18 protein-coding genes are annotated in these 18,902 nt (G+C 65.3%); 12 read left to right on the top strand and 6 right to left on the bottom strand.

Going from position 1 to position 18,902, the window contains the following annotated elements:
• Positions 1-8: 8 nt before the first annotated feature.
• Positions 9-650, top strand: coding sequence for a phosphatase PAP2 family protein (locus AC5Y5W_RS24240; protein ID WP_500013821.1), 642 nt, complete (start codon positions 9-11; stop codon positions 648-650).
• Here the strand turns inward: AC5Y5W_RS24240 and AC5Y5W_RS24235 are convergent.
• From AC5Y5W_RS24235 to AC5Y5W_RS24225, 3 genes are read right to left on the bottom strand one after another with little or no spacing between them, the layout of a single operon-like run.
• The gene (locus AC5Y5W_RS24235; RefSeq protein ID WP_500013819.1) at positions 647-1,555 is read right to left on the bottom strand and encodes a hypothetical protein; all 909 of its coding nucleotides are present in this window, start codon (positions 1,553-1,555) and stop codon (positions 647-649) included. The two genes, AC5Y5W_RS24240 and AC5Y5W_RS24235, sit on opposite strands and share 4 nt — an antisense overlap.
• Positions 1,552-2,199, bottom strand: coding sequence for a hypothetical protein (locus AC5Y5W_RS24230; RefSeq protein WP_500013817.1), 648 nt, complete (start codon positions 2,197-2,199; stop codon positions 1,552-1,554). Before AC5Y5W_RS24230 ends, AC5Y5W_RS24235 begins: the two co-directional genes overlap by 4 nt.
• 32 nt (positions 2,200-2,231) lie before the next feature.
• Complete coding sequence (locus AC5Y5W_RS24225; RefSeq protein WP_500013816.1) at positions 2,232-4,616, bottom strand: ATP-binding cassette domain-containing protein; 2,385 nt, start codon at positions 4,614-4,616, stop codon at positions 2,232-2,234.
• Between the two features lie 196 nt (positions 4,617-4,812).
• Here AC5Y5W_RS24225 and AC5Y5W_RS24220 point away from each other — a divergent pair, with 196 nt between their 5' ends.
• Entirely contained in the window at positions 4,813-5,469 is a 657-nt protein-coding gene (locus AC5Y5W_RS24220) for a L,D-transpeptidase family protein (protein WP_500013841.1), read from the top strand.
• On the opposite strand, the gene AC5Y5W_RS24215 is transcribed toward AC5Y5W_RS24220, so the two are convergent.
• Positions 5,470-5,961 (bottom strand): nuclear transport factor 2 family protein, encoded by a 492-nt coding sequence (locus tag AC5Y5W_RS24215; protein ID WP_500013814.1) that lies wholly within the window; start codon positions 5,959-5,961, stop codon positions 5,470-5,472. It abuts the gene before it with no gap.
• 4 nt (positions 5,962-5,965) lie between these two features.
• Positions 5,966-6,565: a TetR/AcrR family transcriptional regulator gene (locus AC5Y5W_RS24210; protein WP_500013812.1), complete on the bottom strand. Its 600-nt coding sequence runs from the start codon at positions 6,563-6,565 to the stop codon at positions 5,966-5,968.
• A gap of 38 nt (positions 6,566-6,603) precedes the next feature.
• On the opposite strand from AC5Y5W_RS24210, the gene AC5Y5W_RS24205 reads away from it, so the two are divergent.
• From AC5Y5W_RS24205 to AC5Y5W_RS24170, 8 genes are all read left to right on the top strand, one after another.
• Complete coding sequence (locus AC5Y5W_RS24205) at positions 6,604-7,833, top strand: hypothetical protein (RefSeq protein WP_500013810.1); 1,230 nt, start codon at positions 6,604-6,606, stop codon at positions 7,831-7,833.
• A 139-nt stretch (positions 7,834-7,972) separates the two neighbouring features.
• The gene (locus AC5Y5W_RS24200; protein WP_500013808.1) at positions 7,973-9,814 is read left to right on the top strand and encodes an Hsp70 family protein; all 1,842 of its coding nucleotides are present in this window, start codon (positions 7,973-7,975) and stop codon (positions 9,812-9,814) included.
• A gap of 229 nt (positions 9,815-10,043) precedes the next feature.
• Positions 10,044-11,477, top strand: coding sequence for a DUF7159 family protein (locus AC5Y5W_RS24195; protein ID WP_500013807.1), 1,434 nt, complete (start codon positions 10,044-10,046; stop codon positions 11,475-11,477).
• A 13-nt stretch (positions 11,478-11,490) separates the two neighbouring features.
• Entirely contained in the window at positions 11,491-11,874 is a 384-nt protein-coding gene (locus AC5Y5W_RS24190; RefSeq protein WP_499887708.1) for an Rv0313 family protein, read from the top strand.
• 36 nt (positions 11,875-11,910) lie between these two features.
• A complete protein-coding gene (locus AC5Y5W_RS24185; RefSeq protein WP_500013805.1) occupies positions 11,911-12,810 on the top strand; it encodes a glycoside hydrolase family 16 protein in 900 nt (299 codons plus the stop codon).
• A 102-nt stretch (positions 12,811-12,912) separates the two neighbouring features.
• The gene (locus tag AC5Y5W_RS24180) at positions 12,913-13,650 is read left to right on the top strand and encodes a cutinase family protein (RefSeq protein ID WP_500013803.1); all 738 of its coding nucleotides are present in this window, start codon (positions 12,913-12,915) and stop codon (positions 13,648-13,650) included.
• A 106-nt stretch (positions 13,651-13,756) separates the two neighbouring features.
• Positions 13,757-14,419, top strand: a complete 663-nt coding sequence (locus AC5Y5W_RS24175; protein ID WP_500013801.1) for a VldE C-terminal domain-containing protein — start codon at positions 13,757-13,759, stop codon at positions 14,417-14,419.
• 275 nt (positions 14,420-14,694) lie between these two features.
• A complete protein-coding gene (locus AC5Y5W_RS24170) occupies positions 14,695-15,219 on the top strand; it encodes a hypothetical protein (protein ID WP_500013799.1) in 525 nt (174 codons plus the stop codon).
• 180 nt (positions 15,220-15,399) lie between these two features.
• On the opposite strand, the gene AC5Y5W_RS24165 is transcribed toward AC5Y5W_RS24170, so the two are convergent.
• Positions 15,400-16,233 (bottom strand): L,D-transpeptidase, encoded by an 834-nt coding sequence (locus AC5Y5W_RS24165; protein ID WP_500013797.1) that lies wholly within the window; start codon positions 16,231-16,233, stop codon positions 15,400-15,402.
• A 612-nt stretch (positions 16,234-16,845) separates the two neighbouring features.
• On the opposite strand from AC5Y5W_RS24165, the gene AC5Y5W_RS24160 reads away from it, so the two are divergent.
• The gene (locus AC5Y5W_RS24160; RefSeq protein WP_500013795.1) at positions 16,846-17,145 is read left to right on the top strand and encodes a type II toxin-antitoxin system TacA family antitoxin; all 300 of its coding nucleotides are present in this window, start codon (positions 16,846-16,848) and stop codon (positions 17,143-17,145) included.
• Between the two features lie 9 nt (positions 17,146-17,154).
• Positions 17,155-17,682, top strand: a complete 528-nt coding sequence (locus tag AC5Y5W_RS24155; RefSeq protein WP_500013793.1) for a GNAT family N-acetyltransferase — start codon at positions 17,155-17,157, stop codon at positions 17,680-17,682.
• Positions 17,683-18,902: the final 1,220 nt, after the last annotated feature.

The raw sequence follows: 18,902 nt of genomic DNA, 5'->3' as shown, positions 1-18,902 counted from the left end.
AGCCCAGTATGACGGTGGCCCGTGGTATCGGTGTAGCCGTGGTATCGGTCCGGCCGACGGCTGCCGCAGCGGCCGCCGTGGTGGTGTATGCGGTGATGTGGCTGGGGCACCGGCAAGCGTGGGGCTGGCTGGATTCGCCCGATGCGGCGTCGCTGACCGCGCTGTACGACGTCGGGGTTCATCACCCGGCGTGGGTGCGGTTCTGGCAGGTGCTGTGTACCGTGTTCGGCCCTGCGGCGTTTCGGTTGCTGGCCGCGGGCGCCGCAGTGGTCGCGCTGGTCAGGCGCAGCTTGCGGACGGCGGTTTTTCTGCTCGTCGCTGTGGAGTTCAGCGGATTGCTCATCCAGGCGGCGAAGGATCTGGCCGATCGGCCGCGGCCGGCGACGGCGCTGGTCACCGAATCGTCGTCATCCTTCCCGTCCGGGCACGCCCTCGGCGTGCTGGTCGGGGTGCTGGCAATGCTGACCGTGGTGTGGCCGATGCTGAGTCGGCCGCTGGCGGTAACCGCCGGCGCGGCGGGGGCGCTGGTGGTGGTGGCGGTCGGGTTCGGCCGAGTCGCGCTGAATGTGCACCACCTGTCCGACGTGCTGGCCGGCTGGGCGCTGGGATACCTGTACTTCCTGGCGTGCGCGTGGCTGCTGCGGCGCTAGCTCGGGTCGTCGCATGTTGCGTCCGGTACGACGGCGCGCCTGGTGGCAACCGGCTTGCCCGCCAGTCGCTTTGTCACCTCGGGCGCCGCCGCGGTGATACGGCCCTGCACCGGGGCGCCGTTGCGCACAGACGGGACGACGACGCGTTTGGCATCGGCTTTAGGGTCGCCGACTGGGCCGCTCGTCGGAGAAACGGCGCCCGGCGGCACCATCGGCATGGCGCCCATCCCGGCCCTCGGAGTATTCGCCGCCTCCGGCGCGCTCGGTCTTGTCGGCATGGTCGGTGCCGACGCGGGTGTGGTAGCCGCGGACGGCGCGGGCGGCGGTCCGAGCACTGCGGTCGGTGCGGTGCCCTCGATGCCACCGCCGGCACTGCCATCGCCGCCGCTGCCGCTGCCGCTGAAGAATTCGCCGGCATCATCGACAGTGCCGAGCGCCTCCTCAGGCAGCACGTCGGCGTTATCCCCTTGCAGTCCGCCCATGCCCAGTTGCAGCGCCTGTTGGCCGGCTTGGGCAGCCTGCTGTGAGGCCTGGCTCAGCGGCTGCAATGCCCCGCCGAGAGCACCGGCGATGGCCCCGGCGACACCGGATGCCAGCTGCGGGAGCGCCTGGGTCATTTGGCTCGGATCTGTGAGCCCGCTCAGCTGCGCGGCCGAATCGTTCTCGTTGGCAGGGAATTTCGTCTCCGCGTCAGCGGCTTTGAGGGCGCGTTCGGCTTGCCCGAGCTGGGCGTCGATGTTGTCGGCGGGGACGCCGATGTTGGCGGCAGCGCCCAGAGTCGCCAGCAGGTTGTCGACGATCGAGCCGCCGCGCGGGACGTCGGTCGGCATGATCGGTGGCGGCGGTGTGTTCGCCGCGGCCGCGGCCGCATAACCCGCCGGTGCGGCCTGCAATTCGCCGCTCATCTCGTCGCCGCGTCAAAAGCGTTGTCTTCATTGACTATTGTGGCCGCCTGCGCTCGAGCGCTGTCTGAGCTGGGGTGACCGAAGATGCGCCCGGCGTCGATACCGTGTTCTGCGGCGAACTGACGAGCCGACTTGCCGGCGCCTTCGGCATCGAGGACCCGTTGGACCGCACTGAGTATGCTTTCGCCACACGCCGCGGCCTTGATGTTGGCGCGAGTCTGACACGCCAGCACGACGCCGCCGATGTCGTCCAGCTTTGTCGTCGACGACTCGTTACCTTGTTGAATCCGCGCGATTTCGGTGTCGCCGTCTTCGGCGATTGTGGTGAGTGCCGACCGCAGCTCGCTGAGCGCATCGCGAACCGAGGTGTAAGCAGCCTGTTTGATTGCGTTCTTCTCTGCGACATTGCCGGCGTGGGCCTCGCCCCGCTGGAAGGCATCGCGGACATCGTCGGCGGTCACTCCGGACTGGCCGGCCAGTGGCCCAAAACGAGTCTGGCGCAGCTGATCCTGCAGATCTTGATAGGCGGTAGCGGTACTGCCGAAATCCGTCGATGCATTGCCGATTGCGGCAAGGTTCGAACCCGACGGCCACACATGGCCGACCAGCACCTGCGAATACCGGCCCGGCGGAAAGTCCGACATCGGCCGATGGTAAGACCGTGGCGCGGTACTCGCTATTCAGCGTTTCCGCCGCGCACCCCCAGCCGCAGCTGAAACCGAACCAGGCTGGTGGCGATGGCACCTAGGACTACCAGCATGGCCATGTCGAACGCCCAGCAGTGCGGCGAATGCGACCAGAACCGGTCGGCGGGTGAGAGCGGTTCGACGGCGCGCAGGTCGACGGTCGACGCGGACGCCGCGAAACCCCACCGCGCCGGTAGTAACCACGAGACCTGATCGAGGCCGATGCGCCCGGTCACCTGGATCAAACCGCCGGCCAGCACCATCGACGCCATGATCGTCACCACCAGCATCGGCAATATCTGCTCGCTGGAACGGGCAAGCGACGACAGCGCCAGCCCGACCATCGCGGAGACGATCGCGGTGAGTGCCAGCGTCACATACAGTTCCGCGGCAGCCGGAAAGGCGCCGTCGCCCAACACGACTGCTCCGCGCGTCGGCAGTCCTTTTCCGATCATCACAATCGCGATGACGATGGCCGTCTGGATCAGTGCCGCGATGCTGAAGATGGCCACCTTGGCCGCCAGATACGCCGTCGCCGAGAGGCCCACGGCGCGCTCGCGGCGAAAGATCAGGCGTTCTCCGACCAGATCTCGAATCGTCAGCGCGGTTCCCATGAACACCGCGGCGAGGTTCAGCAGAATCAGGATTGAGTTGGGCTCGTCGGACGCCGACCCGCGGGGGTCGGCATAACCGAACCCGGTGTCGCCGGGAACGGCCAGTGACAGCGCGCCCAGCACGAATGGCAGCAGCGCCAGGAACGCGAAGTAGCCTCGATCGGCAGCGATGAGCCGGGTTTGGCGGCGCGCCAGCGTAAATACCTGACGCCAGCGCCTGGTGCGTGGCGCAGCGGCCAACGGTTCCGCGCCCGTCGCCGGTGACCGCGCCGCGCCCGGCGGATGTCGCATCAGGAATGCCTGATGCGCGCCGTCGGGGTCGATGCTGACCTGAGCGAAGATGTCGGCCCACTGGGTGGTGCCCAGCGTCGCCCCAACTTCGGCGGGCGACCCGGCGAACGCCGTCTTGCCGCCGGGCGCCAGCAGCAGAATTTGATCGCACACGTCGACGTAGGTCAGCGAATGCGTCACGACGATCACCACCCGGCCGGCGTCGGCCAGCCGACGCAGCATCGTCATCACCTGGCGATCCAGCGCCGGATCCAGCCCGGAAGTCGGTTCGTCCAGGATGAGCAGCGACGGGCCGGTCAACAGTTCCATGGCCACCGACGCGCGCTTGCGCTGCCCGCCGGAGAGCTTGTCGACTCGGGTGTTTCGGTGCGAAGTCAGCTCCAACTCGGCGAGTACGCGATCGATCACCTCACGACGGTCATCGGCTGAGGTATCCGGCGGAAGCCGCAATTCGGCCGCATACCCCAGGGCCTGTTCGACGGTCAGTTGGCGGTGCACGACGTCGTCCTGCGGCACCACCCCGATCCGGGAGCGCATCGACGCGTACTCGGCGTGCACGTCGTGCCCGTCGAACGTGGCGACGCCGCCGGTGGGCGGTGTTGTACCGCCGATCAGCTTGACCAGCGTGGATTTTCCCGCACCGGATGGTCCGATCACCGCAGTCAGGGTTCCGGGCTTCGCGGTGAGCGACACGTCGGTCATCAGCGGGTGCCCGTCGATGGTCAGCGCCAGCTGGTGCGCGGTCAGCCCGCTGTTGTGTGCCCGTGCGGTTCGTGGCACCAGGCTCTGGCCGCGTGCTACCAGGTCGGTGTTTCCGACGGTGACGATGTCGCCGTCACGCAGCAACGCTCGGGTAACCAACGCGCCGTTGACGAAAGTGCCGTTGCTGCTGTTGTTGTTGTCGCGGATTTCGACGCCGGCCGGGGTGGCAACCAGCGCCGCATGCACGTGGGATACCAGAGCGTCGTCGACGACCACGCCGTTGGTTTTGGCGCGGCCGACCGTTACTGAGTCCGCCGGCACCGGCGTAAGCCGCGGCGGCAGCAGCAGCCGCATCGTGCGCTCCATGAAAGCCGGCTCGCTGGGCCGCGTCTGGGCCCGGTTAGGTCGTGGCGGCACGCTGAGCGTCAACTGCGGCCCGCGTTTGCTGCCGAGTCTGATGCTCTGGCCGTCGTGGATGGCGAGCTGTCGGACGCGGGCACCGTCGACGTAAACACCGTTCTGGCTTGTGTCGACGACCATCCACTGACTGTCGGCGAACCGCAGGATTGCATGTTTGCGTGAGATCAGCGGGCGGTTGGCGGGGTCGCTGTCGCGCAGGCAGATATCGCAATCGCGGTCCCGGCCGACGACGACGTCGCAACCGGCGGGGAAGGTGTACAGCGCCGACCCTAGGGACACCGTCAACGGCGGTTCGCTGACCTTGTCCAGTACGGCGAGTGGCGTTGTGTTTTGTTCGTCAAATATCATCGGCGCTCTCAGATAGCCGTGAGGATTATTGGGCAACAAGCGATTTCGTCGTAGACCGACAAGGACATCGGCGCCGAGCCTATATGCGTTCGCTGCGATCCGCAGGATGAGAACGTGGGTTTGCGGCCGCCCAGTGACCGAATTGAAGCTAAACCTTTACTTGACCCTGAAGTTGGGCGGAGTTGATCATGAAATGGTGCGCCGACTGCTGGGTTTGCTTTGTGCTGCCATGGCTGCGGTCTTGGTGGCGCTGGCGGACGCGCCGTGGAGCACCGCGGTCGTCGCACCCTGGTTTGCGCAGTCCGTCGGCAATGCCAGTCAGGTGGTTTCAGTTGTCGGCGTGGGCGGTTCGACGGCCAAGATGGATGTTTACCAGCGCGGCGCCACCGGCTGGCAGCCGATCGGTGTCGGGATCCCGACCCACATCGGGTCGGCGGGCCTGGCGCCGAAGGCCAAGAGTGGCTATCCCGCCACGCCGATGGGGATCTATTCGCTCGACTCCGCCTTCGGCACTGCTCCCAATCCGGGCGGCGGGCTGCCGTATACCCAAGTCGGGCCGGACCATTGGTGGAACGGCGATGACAAGAGCCCCACGTTCAACACCATGCAGGTGTGCAAGAAAGCGCAGTGCCCCTTCGACACCTCCGCGAGCGAGAACCTGCCGATTCCGCAGTACAAGCATGCGGTGGTGATGGGCGTCAATAAGGCGCGCGTTCCCGGTGACGGCGCCGCGTTCTTTTTCCATACCACCGACGGCGGGCCGACTGCGGGGTGTGTGGCCATCGACGACGACACCTTGGTGCAGATCATCCGCTGGCTGCGCCCCGGCGCGCTGATCGCGATCGCCAAGTAATCAGGCCAACGCGCGACCGGGTTTCACCTTGAAGTCGATGCCCGCCAACGACATCGTCGCTTCGTAGGTGCGGTCGTAGCCGGTCGCACTGATCTTCCAGCCTTCAGCGGTACGCCGGTAGCGATCGCGATAGAACGCCGCACCGATCAGCATGAAGTCGAACTCGGCGACGATCACGCGGTCCTGCAGATACCAGGTGCCGGACGCCTCGTCGCCGGTCACCGTGATCTCGGGGTGGGTCACCCGGTGTTCGGTGATGACATTAGGGCCCAGCGCCGAGCGCATGTAATCCACCAGATCCACGCGGTTGGTGAAGTGCAGCTCCTCACCGAGCGAGGACCCGTAGTCGCCGGCAATGTCGTCGGTCAGCGTGCCGGCGAAGTCGTCCCAGTGCTTGGTGTCCAGCCCGCGCAGGTAGCGGTACTTGACGTGTTTGATCGCTTCGATGTCGGCCGCGAGATCGTGGGGGCTCACCAGGTCATTGCAGCACATCGGCTCAGCGCTGCAGGTAGTGGCTGACCATGTCGATCAGCGCGCGTCGTTCGGATTGCCAGTCGATGGGCACACCGACGATCATCTGCGCCAGCACCACCCCGCGTAGGGTGGCCCAAATGACCTCGGCCACACCGCTATCGGCGGGGTCATCGGTGACCAGCCTGCCCAGCTGGGCGATCGCGGAGTTCATCTCGAGCAGATGCCGTCGTGAGGTCTCCTCCCAACGCGTTGCCCGCAGGATTTCAAAGGCTGCCATGGATGTCGGGCTGCTGTAACAACGCCAAGCGGTGTCGACGACGACCTCGATGCGTACGCGCAACGCCAACTCACCGATGTCGGCCGCCGCCAGGCTCTCCAGCAGCTTGGTCACGCCCTCGTCGACCACGGCCATCAGCAGGCCGTTGCGGTCGCCGAAGTGGTACTGGATCACGCCCCAGGTCACGCCCGCGCGTTCGGCGACGTGCTTGGCCGTCGCCGCGGCGAAACCTTCTTCGACGATGCAGCTAATCGTTTCGTCAATGATCTTCGCGCGGGTGTCGTCGCCGCGTTTGCGGGGCGCAGTGGTGCGCCGGGTAGGGCTGACACCGGCGCTAACTGCCATAGTTGACTTTATAACATAGTCGAGTCTATTTTTGGAGCGTGGTCGCATCCCGGTACGCGCGATTGTCCCGCGAGCAACTTGCCGTCTTGGTTCCGGAACTGCTGTTGATCGGTCACATGATCGACCGGTCCGGCATGGCCTGGTGCATCCAGGAATTTGGCCGCGAGGAAATGCTGCAGATCGCCATCGAGGAGTGGGCCGGCGCCAGCCCGATCTACACCCAACGGATGCAGCGGGCGCTGAATTACGTTGGCGACGACGTGCCCACCATCTTCAAGGGCTTGCAGCTCGACATCGGTGCGCCGCCGCAGTTCATGGACTTCCGCTATACCGTGCACGACCGCTGGCACGGCGAATTCCAGCTCGACCACTGCGGTGCGCTGCTCGACGTGGAGCCGATGGGCGACGACTACGTCTTCGGTATGTGTCACACGATCGAGGACCCGACCTTCGACGCCACCGCGGTGGCGACCAATCCGCGGGCACAGATGCGTCCCATCCACCGCCCGCCTCGCGAACCGGCCGATCGGCATCCGCACTGCGCGTGGACCGTCATCATCGACGAGTCCTACCCGCCCGTCCAAGGCATCCCGGCGTTGGATGTGGTGCGCCAGACCGGCGCTGCAACATGGGAACTCGAAGCAATCGATGCGGCCGACGAGGGTTTGGCCGACTACTCCGGCCCGCTGCTCTCCGACCTCGACTTCGGTGCGTTCTCGCGTTCGGCACTGGTCCGCATGGCCGACGAAGTGTGCCTGCAGATGCACCTGCTGTACCTGTCGTTCGCGATCGCGGTGCGAGCACGGGCCGGATCGGACGCCGCGTTGGCCGCCTCGGTGGGCGCCCGGCAGTTGATCGGCCTGGCCGGCCTGGCCGCCGAGCGCATCCATGGCGCATTGTCTTTGCCCGACGGCAGTGAGGGCGCGCTGCGGGTTTTCGAATTGCATCCGCTGCTCAACCCCGCCGGCTATGTGCGGGCCGAGTTGTCCGACAACCACGTGACGGTGCATCGGTCGCCCGCCCACGACGACGGAGCCTGGATCTCGCTGTGTTCGCCGGAGTCTGTGCAACCGCTGCAGGCGATCGCCACCGCCGTCGATCCACGTCTTCAGGTGCGCGTCAGCGAGACCAGCACCGGCTGGACAGCTGAATTGATCGAAACCGACGCCATCGCACCGGAATTGCCGGAGGTGCAGATAGCCAAGGTCAGCGGCGGATCGACGTTCCAGTTTCAGCCGCGCAAATCGCTGCCGCTGACAGTGGTGTAACTCGCACGGCCCGAGGGCATTAGATAACAAGACCGTATCCACCGCGTCTCGATCGTGGTTTACCTGGTCTCGATCCAGTCCAAGCGCGGCTATCGTGAACGCTGCCCGCCGACCGCTATCGATGCGAGGTATTCACTGTATGTACGACCCGTTGGGGTTGTCGATCGGGACCACGAACTTGGTGGCGGTGCGTAATGGAAGTCCGCCCGTTACGCGCCGCTCGGTGTTGACGCTGTTTTCGGACCGCGAACCACAACTCGGTGCGCCTATGCCGGACTCGAGTTCGACCGATCACGGCACCTTGGTCGGCGGCTTCGTCGAACGCGTCGGTGACTCACGGGCTTTGGTGTCCGCCGACGGCTCTATTCATGATCCCGCGCTGTTGCTGGTCGAAGCGCTGGATGCGATCATTTCTGCGGCCGGGGGCGACGCCTCGACATCCGAGATCACGATCGCGCTTCCGGCCTACTGGGGTCCGGGCTCCGTGCAATTGTTACGGGCTGCACTGCGTACTCACGCCGGTTTCGTTCGAAGCGGCATGGCACCACGGCTGGTGTCGGATGCCGTTGCAGCGTTGACGGCGTTGAACTCCGATGCGCGCCTGCCCGGCCATGGCGTGGTGGGCCTGCTGGATTTCGGCGGCGGCGGAACCAGCATCACGTTGGCCGACGCAGAGTCTGACTTCATCCCGATCGGTGAAACACTTCGCTACTCAGCGTTTTCCGGCGACCAGATCGACCAGGATCTCCTGGCTCACGTCCTTTCGGGTATCGGCCATGCCGCCCAGGCAGATCCCGCCGGCACTGCTGCGGTCGGTCAAATCGCCGACTTGCGCGAGGCGTGTCGTACGGCCAAGGAGCAGTTGTCGACCGAGACCGCGGCTGAAGTGATAGTCGAACTTCCGGGACGGCGCACCGTCGTCGCGGTATCGCGTGTCCAGCTGGAGCATCTCATCGAGGAGCGGTTGAGCGGTGTGTTCTCCGCATTCGACGAGATGTTGTCCCGTCACAAGATTGCCCGCGGGGAACTTGCGGCGGTAGCGATGGCCGGCGGCGGCGCCAGCATTCCTCTTGTCGCTCAACGTCTCTCATCACACGCGAAGGCCTCGGTGGTGACCGCGGTGCGGCCCGCGCTGGCTATGGCGGTCGGTGCGGTGATGCTGTCGTCGCGCGAGCCGGGCGAGCAGGAAGCGGACGAGGCCCAGACGTCGACGGCGATGGCCCCGGTGGCTAGCGCAGCCACCGGCGGTTTCGCTGCGAATACCGGCGGTTTCGCCGCGCACAGCGGGGCGTTCGACGCGCCCACCGGTGACTTCGGAATCCCCGCCGGTGATGTGCTTGTCGAGGACCCGCCGGTGACGCGACGGGAGCTGGCCTGGTCGGAAGCCGACGACGACGAAGGACCGTTGGCCTACTTCGGCGAGCCCTACAGCGACGATGGCGGTGGCGCCACACCGTCGCAGTACCTGCCCACGTTCCAGCCGCCGCCGGACGAGGGTCGCCGACGTGGGTATCGCCTGCCGCAGTTGCTTTTTGGGTTCGGCGCGTTGGTCGCGATGTTCGCGATCGGCGGGGTGGCGTATTCGTTGACCAGCATCACCGGGCACCATGCGCCACCTGCGCCCAGCAGCGTCGCGCCTCCGCCGCAATTGCCCAACACCCAGCCACCTGCACCGAGCCCGGCGCCGCCACCGCCCAGCGCGGCGCCGACGCCCAGTGTGGCGCCGCCGCCACCACCGACCACCGCCGAACCGCCCCCTCCTCCGCCGCCGGTCACCACCACGCATCAGCCGCCGCCGAGCACCACCACACCGCAGCCGACGACGACTACCACCACCACCACTACGACGACGACCACCACGACCACGACTCCGCCGCCCACCACCACGACGACCACGACGACGACGGTGCCCATGACGACGGAGTACCTGAGAATTCCGTTGGTGCCGGTGCCCATTCCGATTCAAGTCCCGCAGGGATAAGCGCGGGTCGGCGGCGGCCTCGGGTATTCGGCCGGTCAGGCCGATTTCGGTTCCCCGTCCGGGTTGCCGGGTAGGGTGGAACTGCCAGGCCTGGCGAGGTGATGCCGTGGTGTCGTCGTCTCGACCACACAGAACTTCATGAGACTCCGGCAAATTTCAGGAGTGACGACGACCCAAACGGTGTGCTCCTCCGCCCAGATTCTGGCTAGCAAAGAATTTTGGAGGAGCAGTGGACATCGTACTCGGCGTGTCGATGGCGCCCACGACGGTCCGCATGGTGCTGGTCGAAGGCGAGAACGCCGACGGAGTCACCGTCGAGGAAGACAGCTTCGCAGTTGCCGACGCCGACGATAGAGCAACGTTCAGGGCGCCCGAACAGGTGATCGGCGCGGTCCTCGGTACCAGGCAAGCGGCCGCCGAAGGGGGCCACCGGCTGATGTCGACCGGGGTGACATGGACCGAGCCCAGCGAAGTCGGCGCGCTGCGCGATGCACTGGCCGTTCGGGAAACTCGCAACGTCATGCTGGTATCTCCGCTGCTGGCGGCCGCCGCGCTGACCCAGACCGTCGGTCAGGCGGTCGGCTACGAATACATCGCGCTGGTATTCGCCGAGGCGGACAGCGCGACGGTGGCCGTGGTGGAAGTCACCGACGGTTCGATCGTCGATCTGCAGCGTCAGCAGATCCGGTGTGTACAGCCCAGCCCCGCGGGGGTTTCCGCGCTCGCCAAGATGATCGGGCGCCTGGAGGAGCTGGAGTCGCGCCCGGGCGGCGTGTTCATCGTCGGCTGCGGCGTGGACATCGTGCCGGTCAAACACGGCCTGGAAGAGCTGGTCTCGCTTCCGGTGAGCGCGCCTGAAGAACCGGATATGGCGCTGGCGCGGGGGGCGGCGTTGGCGTCGGCCAACGCACCGCTATTCGCGTCGTCAACCGCGGCGCTGGCCTACGCGCAAGATCCCGGAACCGGTGAGGTGAACCACGACGTCATCGCACCGGCCTACCTTGACGTTTCGGCCAACGCCAGCGTGGGCTCCGGAGCCCTCGCATACAGCGCCGTCGCCGACGAGGACGACGCCAGCAGCCCGCGGCACCGGCCGTTCCTGCTGGTCGGCAGCGGAGCCGCGGCGATAGTGGCCATCGGCGTTGTGGCGGTGGTGGTTTCGCTGGCCAGCGATGTGCGGCCGTCGGTCGGTCAACGACCCAACCCCGATGGCAAGGGCGTCGTCCCGACCGCGCCCGCAAGCCCGCATCCACCCGCCGCGGCCGCTCCGGCCCCAGCAGCGCCGCCCGTCGCATCGCCGCCGGCACCGCCGCCGTCGGCCGTCCCACCCGCACCGCCACCCGCCGCACCTTCACCGGCGCCGGAGACCATCCCCGAGCCGGCGCCTGTCGTGCGGCAGCAGCCGCAGCAAGTCGTCAACCCGCCGCCGGTCCGGCAGACGCCGGCCCAGCAAGCACCCGCCTATGTCCCGCCTCCGGTAGCAGAACCGGCGTCCCCGCCGGCCGCGCCCGCGCCGCCGCCGGCCGCGCCCCCGCCGCCGCCGGCCGCTCCACCACCACCGCCGGCTCCTCAGCTGCCCCCGATGACGATGTACCTGCACCTGCCGTTCGTCACGGTGCCGATTCCGATCAATCCGCCGCCGCCACCGCCGCCGGCGCCATAACGGGAGAGTTGCCATGGGAGAGAACGGTCCGTTCGGGTTCGATCCCGACGACTTGGATCGGGTAATGCGCGAGGCGGGGGAAGGTTTGCGCGACGCTTTCGAACGCTTCAGCCGGTTCGTCACGGTCCCCGGCGAACGCGCCGGCTGGTCCGCGCTTTTCGAAGATCTGGCCCGGCGCTCGCGCACCGAGCCGGAAACCACTGGCGAAGCCGGCGACGGCGTCTGGGCGATCTACACCGTCGACGCCCAGGGCGGCGCCCGCGTCGAAGAGGTGTATGCAACCGAGTTGGATGCGCTGCGCGCCAACAAGAACAACACCGACCCGACACGCAAGGTGCGATTCCTGCCCTACGGCATCGCAGTCAGCGTCCTCGACGATTCCGACGAGAGCCCGTAACGCCACGACTTTGAGTCGGCGCGTGGCCGGATTGTGATGCGCGCCCCCACTGGCTCATGGTTTCATTCGTCTGTGCCTGAGATGAATCGTCGCAACGTGATGTTGATGCTGGGAATCGGCGCGGTGGCAGCTGCGAGCCCGCTGCCCACCGCCGGTGCTCACCCGTCCCGACCGGCGCCACCGCCCACGGCGCCGCCCGGTGCCACGACTGGGGCCTTCCTGTTCCATGACGAGTTCGACGGCCCGGCCGGCTCGGCGCCCGATCCCTCCAAGTGGACGGTGTCCAACCACCGCACGCCGATCAAGAACCCGGTCGGCTGGGACCGGCCGGAGTTTTTCGGGCAATACCGCGACAGTCGTCAAAACGTATTCCTGGACGGCAATTCCAACCTCGTTCTGCGCGCCACCCACGACGGCGACGCCTACTTCGGCGGCCTGGTGCACGGCAACTGGCGCGGGGGCATCGGCACCACGTGGGAAGCGCGGATCAAGCTCAACTGCCTCACCGGCGGTTGCTGGCCGGCCTGGTGGCTATCCAACGACTTTCCCGGCCGTGAAGGTGAAGTCGACCTGCTCGAGTGGTACGGCAACGGAGAGTGGCCGGCGGGAACCACCGTCCACGCCGATCCATATGGCACCGCATTCGAGACCCATCCGATCGGAGTGGACGGCGGCTGGCACACGTGGCGGGTCACGTGGAACGCCACCGGTTTCTACTTCTGGGAAGACTACGTCGACGGCGCCGAGCCGTATTTCAGCGTTCCGGCGATCGGCATCGAAGACCTCAACGATCCCATCCGCAAATGGCCGTTCAACGACCCCGACTACACGATGTTCCCAGTGTTGAACCTTGCGGTTGGCGGATCCGGTGGCGGCGATCCCGCGTCGGGTTCCTATCCGGCGGACATGCTCATCGACTGGGTACGCGTCTTCTGAGTTTTCGGGTTGGGTTTATCTCGCCGAAAACCGGGAAAACACCGAGCGCAGTGTAGGTCCAGATCAGGTCGGGGTCGCTGGCGCGACACGGTGGGGGTAAACATGAACGTCGTCGAATGGATCCGTCCCATGCGGGCGCGCTGGTTCGGTCGCGTCTGTCCGGCCGCGGTCGTGCTGATCGCGGCGGCGCTGCTCGGCGTGCCCGCTCCAGTTGCGGCGGCACAGCCATGTCCTGACGTTGAGGTGCTGTTCGCCCGGGGTACCGGCGAGCCCCCTGGCGTGGGCGGAGTGGGGCAGGCCTTCGTCGACTCGTTGACGTCGAAAGCCGGCGGCAAATCGGTCGGCGTGTATCCGGTCAACTACCAGGCCAGCGGCGACTTCGGCGGTGGGATCGAATTCGCGCGGACCGTCGTCGACGGCATCAGAGACGAAGGCAGCCACGTTGAGTCCACGGCCGCGAACTGCCCTAACACCCGAATGGTGCTCGGCGGATACTCCCAAGGCGCAGCCGTGACCGGTTTCGTCACCTCGGCCAGTATTCCGAAGGAAGTGCCCGCAGAGTACGCGTCGTATGTGCCCCAGCCGCTGCCCGCCGAAGTCGCCAACCACGTCGCCGCCGTGGTTCTGTTCGGAACGCCGTCGAACCAGTTTTTGACCGGTGCCGGGGCACCGCCCATCACGATTGGTCCGCTGTATACCGCCAAGACCCTTGAGTTGTGCGCTCCGGATGACACAGTCTGCAATGGTGCGCCGCCCGGGCAGCCCGGCGCCGCGCACCTGCTTTACCCGGTGAACGGCATGGTGGACCAAGGCGCGGATTTCGCCGCGAGTCGCCTGTAAATCCCCAGGTCGCTGCCCTGTTTTGCAGGCCGAGCGCAGGCGCGGTCGCTCTTAGGCCGTTACAAAATTGTGACTATTGCCGGTTTTGCTCGTAAAGTGGCTTGCCGTGGGTCGGCACCGATTAGCCACAAAGCGACGCAAGTCACCGGCAATCATGGCTACCGCTATCGGTGCGGGCGCCGTCTTCTTTGCCCTTGGCGGCAGCGCCCCGTCATTCGGGCCCGTCGGCGACGCCAGTTCAGTAGCCGACGACAGTGCGGGGTGCTGCCTCGAGATCGTGGGGGGAGCACCGACCGCGGTTGCATCGGCGTCGGCCAGTGACGGTTCCATTCCCGACGACACGCTGGCGGCATCGAGATGGCGGGTCATCGATCGACGTCCTCCGCAACTGCTGCCCGTCGGGGTGGCTCCCGAGCAGGGATTACAGGTCAAGACGATCCTGGTCGCTCGGAGTATCAGCGCGCTGTTCCCCGAGATTCAGAGCATCGGCGGCGTTCGGCCGGATTCGTTGCGCTGGCATCCCAATGGTTTGGCCCTTGACGTGATGATTCCCAATCCGGGTAGCGCCGAAGGCATCGCGCTCGGTAACGAGGTCGTCGCGTTCGCGCTGAAAAACGCGGAACGGTTCGGATTGCAGGACGCCATCTGGCGCGGCACCTACTACACGCCCAACGGCCCACAATCATCCGGATATGGCCACTACGACCACGTCCACATCACCACCACCGGCGGCGGCTATCCCAGCGGTGGCGAAATCTACATGCGCTGACCGCGGAAACCGTTTGTCCGGCTGCGCGCGCGCCGCGCTTGACCGCAAAAGCACGCCCGCGCTGAAGGTCCGCCCTGCGCTGCCCTAACCCTGCGCCCTTCTCGAAGGAGCGAACGTCACCATTTGGACACGGCGCGGCGCGGCACGACTCGTATTCCACACCTGTTGCAAACAATTGAGTCGGTCGTCGAGGTACGACCTCGGTACGGCTATGTGGTTCTGCTGCACCATCGAATGTCGGAAATATCTGAGCGCAAATAGAGGAGTTGAGGGTGATGACGATCTTTGATCGGCTCGAGATCAAAGTAGTTGCCAGCGCTGGGTTGTGCGGAGCCGCTATCGCGTTATGCCCGCACGCAGTAGCCGTAGCCGCCCCGTTTATCACGGGCGGCTCCGCGTGCATGCAGGGCTCGGCCGGCGAAGTGCCGGCAGCCGCCGGCGGAGCGGGCGCCGCCGCGGGCGGAGCAGGCGCCGCGGGTGCCGCGGACTCGTGCGGCCCGGCCGCCGCCCCGGTCACTGATATGGCGGGTGTCCCGATGGCCGTCCCTGGGCCGCTGCCGGTCGGTGCGCCAGTCCCGATTGGCGCGCCGCTACCGATCGGGGCTCCGTTGCCAGTTGCGCCGGTGGTGCCGGCCGGTGCGCCGCTGATTGCGCTTGGGGGCGCCCCGGCTGGGGCTCCAATCGTCGACATGTCGGGCGCCTACGCGGGTAAGGGTGAGCCGACCGCTCCGGCGCCGGCCGGCGGGCCAGTGCCCGGCGAGCCGGTTCCGGCCGGTCCTGCGGCTGGGGGCGCGAGCTGACACTGATCCTCTCCCGGCCGCACGGACCCGCTGGATTCCCACCAGCGGGTCCGTCCCGTTTGCAGTGACGACGGGGCGGCGGGGATGTTGCGTGTCAGCGGCGAGGCGTGCGCCGGTGAAAAGTCTTTAGCCAACAGCAGATTGGCGCGCACCCGCACATCGTCGAGGCGTGGGACCTGGTCAGCTCAGCCGGTGCGGTCGCTCGATTCCTGACTCCTGCACGATCACCGGGTCGCCGATGTGGACCGTGTTGAAGTACCACTCTGCGTCTTCGGGGCTCAGACTGATGCAGCCGTGGCTGACGTTTTCCAGTCCCAGTGAATTGACAGCCCACGGAGCCGAATGCACGAAGATGCCGCGGTTAGTAATACGGACGGCGTAATCAACCGAAAGGTGGTAGCCCTCAGGGTCATTGACGGGAATGCCGACGCTGCTCGAATCCATGGTCACCGAGCGTTCTTTGGACAAGACCGTGTAGGTGCCGACCGGCGTGGGGAAGTGCGGTCTACCCATGGAGGCCGGCAGTACGCCCGTTTCTCCGAAGTGAGGCCGGTGGTGTGGCGTGGGTAGTGGAGGCGGCGGTCCTGCCTCGACCCCGTCGATGCTTACCGTGAACGTGTGCGCCGAGATATCGGCAATACCGAGGACGGCGGGACCCGTTTTGAACTGGCTGGAGACGCCGCCTACCGAGAGTGCGACTGTACTGTGCGCCGGCCAGAATCGGTCGGGAATCCACTGCACAACCTCGTTGTCGACCCATTCGAACTTGCCGGTCATCGCGGGCTCTGAGGTAATTCCGATGGCGCGTTCGGCCGCGCGCCGGTTGACGACGGGCGCGCCGAATGTCACCACTACCGGGTGCGCCACACCCACCACCGCGCCCTGCGCCGGCAAAACCGATGCGACGGTGAAACTGTGCGACTGGTACGCCGCCGGGCTTACGCCGACCGGCCGCACGACCACGCTCGCGGCGATCACGAGCACAACAAGAGCGCAACGAACAACCGCCCGCATGAGTCTGTTTCCTTTTAATTGACAGGGTTGTAATAGCGATGGTAGGCGGGGCCTGCAGATTGGAACGGCAAGGGCGCGTTCGCAATTCGGTCAAGTCTTCGTCACGTTTTGGCTACGGGGAGCCCGTCTGGCAAAGCGCGTCGGGATGAGGCGCTCAGGATCACGCTTAAAGATGCCAGTGTGAGGATGCGGCGGTATGTGCACTGGCAAGACGAAGCGCTGAAGCTGGTTGTGGCGATGCCAAATCGTGTCGTGACGCGCTGATGACTCTGAGTGAAGGTGTCGGACACATTCGAGCTGGAGCAGATGTCCCGAATGACCATGCGAGGCTATCCGCTGCTCAGCCACGATCTGCGCCGTTGTTGTTCGACGAAGAACTAGCCTCCCGGCGACGCCGGAATGAGTGGCGGGGCGTCTCATCCATGGGGCACGAGTGGAGCTGGCGTGGACAGTGGCGTGTCACGGTACACGCCAGGAGTGCTAGGCCTCACTGAAAAATTGTGGTGAGATGTCGTAGTTAATGGGTAATGTACATACATAGTACATACAGATGTGTTTTGACCTTTGAACATCTTGTATGTACGGTGTACGTATCCTATCAGTGAGGCAACCATGAGCACAGACGCCATCACCACTAAAACCACCCGTGACCAGCGCTTGAACTTCCGCGCTAGTGTTCAGCAGCAACTGCTGATCCGTCGAGCCGCCGAAGCCACAGACAGCACAGTCACGGACTTCATCCTGGGTAGCGTTCTGGAGAGCGCCGAGCGGGTCCTTGCTGACCGCAAGTGGTTCGTCGCTAGCGAGGCGCAATGGGCTGAGTTCCAAGCGCTGCTCGACGCGCCTTTGGCGCCTACGCCAAAGCTTGATCGACTTTTGCGGCGCGAGAGTCCATTCGCCGAGGGTGATTGACCTCGACCGTTGACAGAGGAAGACCAAGCGAAACCATGTAAGCCGGAGAAACTAACCAGGGCCCACGACCGTACGGGATTCGAGTCAGGTGCTGCAGAACTCGATGAGTGGCTCCAGAAGTACAGCTGGCAGAATCAGCGAGCCAACAACGCGACCACCTACGTCAGTACGTGCGGTGGTCGCGTTGTTGGCTACTACGCGATTACCGTGGCGGGTTACGAACGTAGCGCAGCTCCGGAAGCGATCGCCAAGAAGGCTCCGGAGACCGTTCCATGCTTCTTGTTGGCAAGACTGGCAATCGATCTCGAGTGGCAAGGCCACGGCCTTGGGTGGGGCCTACTGCGAGACGTGATGCACCGAGTCCTCACACTGTCGCAATCAGTGGCTGCGCCCGCTCTGCTTGTACATGCTCGCGATGACAGTGCCCGCGCATTTTATCTTCACCATGTGGAGTTTTTTCAATCACCCGTCGACCCGCTTCATCTTTTCCTACCGATGAAGGCAATCGCCGCAGCGTTCGGAACTTTTATGGATTGAGTTCTGTCATCACCTGAGATGCCCAATCAGTGAGAGACGTCTGGTACAACTCAGGCTCGTCAGCGGTCAAACTAGCCGGCGTCCAAAGAAGGTAAGGCCGGGAATCCGCGCTGGTCGCTAGCTCGTCGAGTGCCGTGACCGCATCAGAGATATTTCCTTGCCGAATGGCACATATGGCCATGCTCGCCGTCACCAGACCCTGCCGGGCACCTCTGCGACCCCGCATCGCGAGAAATCGCCGTTCCGATTCAACGCACCTGTCGGGGATCTGCAAGAAAGCCAGAGCTTGCTCAAACTCCAAATCCCAAGGCGCAACTTCGACCGCCTTGCGAATCAGTTCCAGTGCAGCAGTCCGTTCGTCTCGAAGTGATAACGCAATGACGTTTTCCATTATCTCACTCCGCGTCATCCCACCAAACACATCGTCATTCAACGAAGGTTCTCGAGTACGGCGTGAGATTGCATTGATGACCATGGACTGCGAAACGGGGCGTTCAGCGATGACCCTAGCTCCGACGCCGACTGCTCGCGCAGTTGCTACCGGCTCCACTAGATACGCGAGCTCCCAGTCCAAAGACGATCGAAACCAATCGTCCAACGCCGTCCTCGTGAACCGATCTAGGAGCCAGCGGGTCGCATCAACCCCCCCGGCCACGACTCGTTCCTCGGGCGGAACTTCGACAGTCAGAGCATCGTGGCGCCACGCGATGATGTGTGTAAGGGCGCCGTTCTGAACCCATTTCTCAACCACTCCCGACAGCGGCCCGGTCAAGCAGTGATAAATGAGTTCTTCAACGAGCCCATCCTCTGGAACGAGTGATAACCAGCCGCGAAGAGCGGGAGGAATGTCCTCCTCCCCGACCTTGTCAGCGGCTATCGCTTTGCGCGCTCCAACCACCTCGAAAATAATCTGACGGCGAATCCGCGGACCGAAGTAAGTTCGTACGACCGCATCTGGTGGGATGCCGCGTTCGCCAAGTCGCGCTAACGCTGACGTCAGCCAAACAGTGCGCTGGTGCGCAGTGCGCGACCAAGCCGGCTCGTCGAACAGCCCCTTGGCAATTACCCGTAATAGTGCGGCAGTAGACCAGGTGTGTCGGCTCCGGTCGAAAACTGAGCAGTTTCTTCGGAATCACCTGCTCACTTTTGGACCGGAACCGACAGCGTGACAATCAAGCCGATTTTCGAACGGATCGAAAACCATTCGCCCTGCCCAAACT

The sequence above is a fragment of the Mycobacterium sp. NGS51 genome (assembly GCF_059812525.1).
This window is presented reverse-complemented; position numbering and strand designations above follow the sequence as displayed.